The organism is Thermofilaceae archaeon (assembly GCA_038731975.1).
GTDB lineage: Archaea > Thermoproteota > Thermoprotei > Thermofilales > Thermofilaceae > JANXEW01.
On sequence record JAVYQJ010000068.1, the window covers coordinates 1 to 3,383 of the forward strand.

Sequence of the window (3,383 nt, forward strand, 5' to 3'; positions counted from 1 at the left end):
TCCGGCCACGGGTACTCCTCCAGCTCGACCCTCTGGAGCGGGTGCCTACGGTACGTGTACGTGTAGGCGCGGGGGGAGAAGATGACTTCAACACCCCAGATGTTCACAGCGACCTCAAACTCGCCCTCCCTACCAACGACCCACGTTGGACCGTAAACCCACTCCCTTGCAGGCTTAGCTGTTGCGGGGGGCTTGAAACCCCCCTTGAGGGCGCAGCCGGTGCCTCGCACATCGATGTTCAACGCCCTTAGGAGCCGCTCAAAGCTCTCGCAACCGGTGGTTTTCAGGAGCTCCGCAAGCGGTTCAGGCCGGCAGTTGAAGTCGAGAGGCACACGGTCGGGGACCTCGTGCTCAATGGCTCGAATGCACCTCTCCCTCGGCTGCACGCGATCAGCAAAGGAGTGCTGCGATAAAAATCGCTTGCCCCAGCGTGCACGGCGATTCCCGGGAGGGTGGTTAGTTAGGCTTAAAGCTGCTGTGAACGCTGGATTGATGTGGGCTTCAAAGTCATCGCGGCGCTGCTGCTAATCTTAGCTTCTGCAGGTGCAGCCGTCGCGACACCGATCAGCGTCTGCGCCGTTGAGTACGGTATGAGCACATGCCCCCACTGCCTCCACCTCAAGGAGACCCTGACGAGGATGGGAATCCCCCTAACCTTCGTGGACGTGAACGAGAACCGAACCGACACGGAGGAGTACATGAGTTTGTACAGCGCGCTGGTCGGGGGCACGTACTACGTACCCTTCACGGTCTTCATCGTGAACGGTACAGCCAGGCTGGCCGTGGTGGGGGATAGGGATGCCGCGGAGCTCCTCCGCCTCCTCAGTGTAGCCGTCAACGCCACCGGCCTACTCCTCTCCACCGCGAGGGGGAATGAAACCTGGATCACGGATAGCCGCCTCATCAAGACACTAAACGCAACTGTCACCCGGAGAGCTCCCCCGCCCGCCGTCATCCTGCTTCCTGGCGCCGTGCTGCAAGGGGAAGCGAGGCTGCTGACGCCCTTCGGGACGCCGTTGGCATCCGCAGACGTGCTGGTCGCGTGCCCCGGGGGCGTGCAGTACCGCGGCACTTCGGACTCTCTCGGCCGCGTTCAGCTGGCCTGCGGTGAAGCCAACATTACCGTCCTGTACTGGATGGGCCTCCCCATTAACAGGACCGTATCGGCGAGACCGGGTTCAAGCGTGACGGTGGGGGGTGTTGGCAGGCTCACCATCAGGGTTCAAGACCTCCTCAACAGGCCGCTGCCCCAGGCTAGCGTTAGCCTCATTAGAGGTAGGGTGGAGCTTGTCGGGGAAACGGGAAGCGACGGCTCCATCACAGCCGATCTACCCGCGGGGAGCTACGCTCTCTCCGCCTCAAAGGCTGGCAAATCGTCCACGATCGAAGCCAGAGTTGTCGAGGGGGAGGCCGCGGAGGTAGCTCTGACACTGGACATTATCTTAACCATCGGGGGGTACGGCATCGGCCTACGCGAGCTGTCCGTAGCGGTGGGCGCTGCCGCCATAACTGCTGTAGCAGTTATGTTGCTAAGGGGGAGGGCAAAGGCGGTAAAAACGGCGAGTGAGGGGGGCAGCGAAGGATAAGTTTAAATTGCCGAGGGCATAAGGTTTTTGATAGTATGAGTCAACTCGAGTTGGTGAACGATTTTAATAGGCAGTTGAACCAGGAGCTGAGGAACGCTTACCTTTACCTATCGATGGCCGCCTACTTCGAAAGCGTTACGCTACCCGGTTTTGCCCACTACTTCACGGTGCAAGCTCGTGAGGAGCTTGAGCACGCGATGAAGTTCTACCGCTTCATGGTGGATCGGGGTTGGAGCGTTGAGCTGCAGGAGATCCCGAAGCCGAAGACAAGGTGGGCCAGCGTGCTGGAGGCGGCTGAGGACTTCCTCAACGCTGAAGTCGAGAACACGAAGAGGATTTGGAGGATGGTGGATTTGGCGAGGCAGGCTGGCGATAAAGCTGCAGAAAGCTTCCTCAAGTGGTTCGTTGACGAACAGGTGGAAGAGGAGAAGAACGCCAGCGAACTACTGGCAAGAGTAAAGCTCGTGAAAGACCACCCTGCCGGCCTCCTCGCGCTCGATAGAATGCTAGCTGAAAGGAAGTGAACAACCTTTACGGTAAACCCTTTTTCTGTTAGCTGTTCTTACGGCGACACTCTTTTTATCGCTGTTATAGGACCCGAGCCGTGGCGAAGCATAGAGCGCTGGTTCTAGCCATCTTCGTGCTGTTCCTCCTATTCCATCAAGCCGACCGCTTCGTGATATCAGCTGTCGCGCCGCAAGTGATGGAGGACTTTCACGTGGAGTACTTCGAGCTGGGCCTCGTCTTCTCCTTGACGGGCTTCATAGCAGCGATCCTCTACCCCGTTTGGGGCTTCCTCTACGACAGGTACTCGAGGCGGCTCCTCGTCAGCTTGGCTGCAGTCGTCTGGGGTTTCACCTCGCTCATCAACGCACTATCAAGGTCGTTCGCGGAGTTCTTCGCAACCCGTCTCTCAACGGCTGTCAATGACGCCGCTCCACCGGGCATGTCGAGCCTTGTCCTCGACTACTTTGAGCCCGAGCGTCGGGCCAGAGCCATGGGCATCCTCAACACGACAGGCCCTCTCGGCGCCATTCTAGGCACCGTTCTCTCCCTTAGCCTCGTCTCAGCCGGCCTTTCCTGGAGGTACGCGTTTTACATCACCGGCTCGATCGGCATCGTCACCGGTCTCCTGCTCTACTTGTTCGTGAGGGACGTGCCGCGCGGGAGCAGCGAGCCGGAGCTTAAGGGCTTGCTGTCAAAGGACGTCTTTAAGGCTAAAGTTTCAGACTTGGTGAAGCTGACTAGGAATAAGTCCCTCCTGCTCCTCTACCTTCAGGGCTTTTGGGGCGTGTTCCCGTGGGCCGCGATAACGTACTGGATCATAACTTACATGCAGAACGAGCGCGGCATGAGCCCTGAAGCCATCATGGTAACGATGGTCGCCTGGTTGGTAATGATGGCCGCCGGAAACCTATTCGCAGGGTATATGGGGGACGCTCTGTACAGGAGGACGATCCGGGGGAGGGCGATCTACGGGGCCATCATCGTCTTCCTCTCAGCCGTGCTGATCCTCCTGACGATGAGGGCCAGATCGGAGTGGGAGTTCTTCATCTTCGGCATCGCGACAGCCTTCGTGATACCGCAGGCCGGACCCCAGGTTTCAGCGATGTGGGGCGACATTGTGGAGCCAGAGCTGCGCTCTAGCGCGGCCTCCTTCCAAGCCTTCTTCGAGAACATTGGGAGCAGCTTCGCCCCCGCTATCGCGGGATACCTAGCTGCAAGGTGGAGCTTGGGCGAAGCGATACTCTGGATCGGAGTATCCACTTGGCTGCTATGCTTCGCGTTCTTCACGCT

At 59.1% G+C, this 3,383-nt stretch carries 4 protein-coding genes; 3 read left to right on the forward strand and 1 reads right to left on the reverse strand.

Features of this window, described 5'->3' with window-relative positions; all coding sequences use genetic code 11:
- The coding region (locus tag QXF46_09445; protein MEM0227085.1) for a hypothetical protein at positions 1-386 on the reverse strand (386 nt) is incomplete at its 3' end.
- A 108-nt stretch (positions 387-494) separates the two neighbouring features.
- Between QXF46_09445 and QXF46_09450 the strand changes: the two genes are divergently transcribed.
- The 3 genes from QXF46_09450 to QXF46_09460 form a co-directional block, all read left to right on the forward strand.
- Entirely contained in the window at positions 495-1,586 is a 1,092-nt protein-coding gene (locus tag QXF46_09450; protein ID MEM0227086.1) for a glutaredoxin domain-containing protein, read from the forward strand.
- 53 nt (positions 1,587-1,639) lie between these two features.
- Entirely contained in the window at positions 1,640-2,110 is a 471-nt protein-coding gene (locus QXF46_09455; protein MEM0227087.1) for a ferritin, read from the forward strand.
- 80 nt (positions 2,111-2,190) lie between these two features.
- On the forward strand, positions 2,191-3,383 hold a 1,193-nt coding region (locus tag QXF46_09460), incomplete at its 3' end, for an MFS transporter (protein ID MEM0227088.1).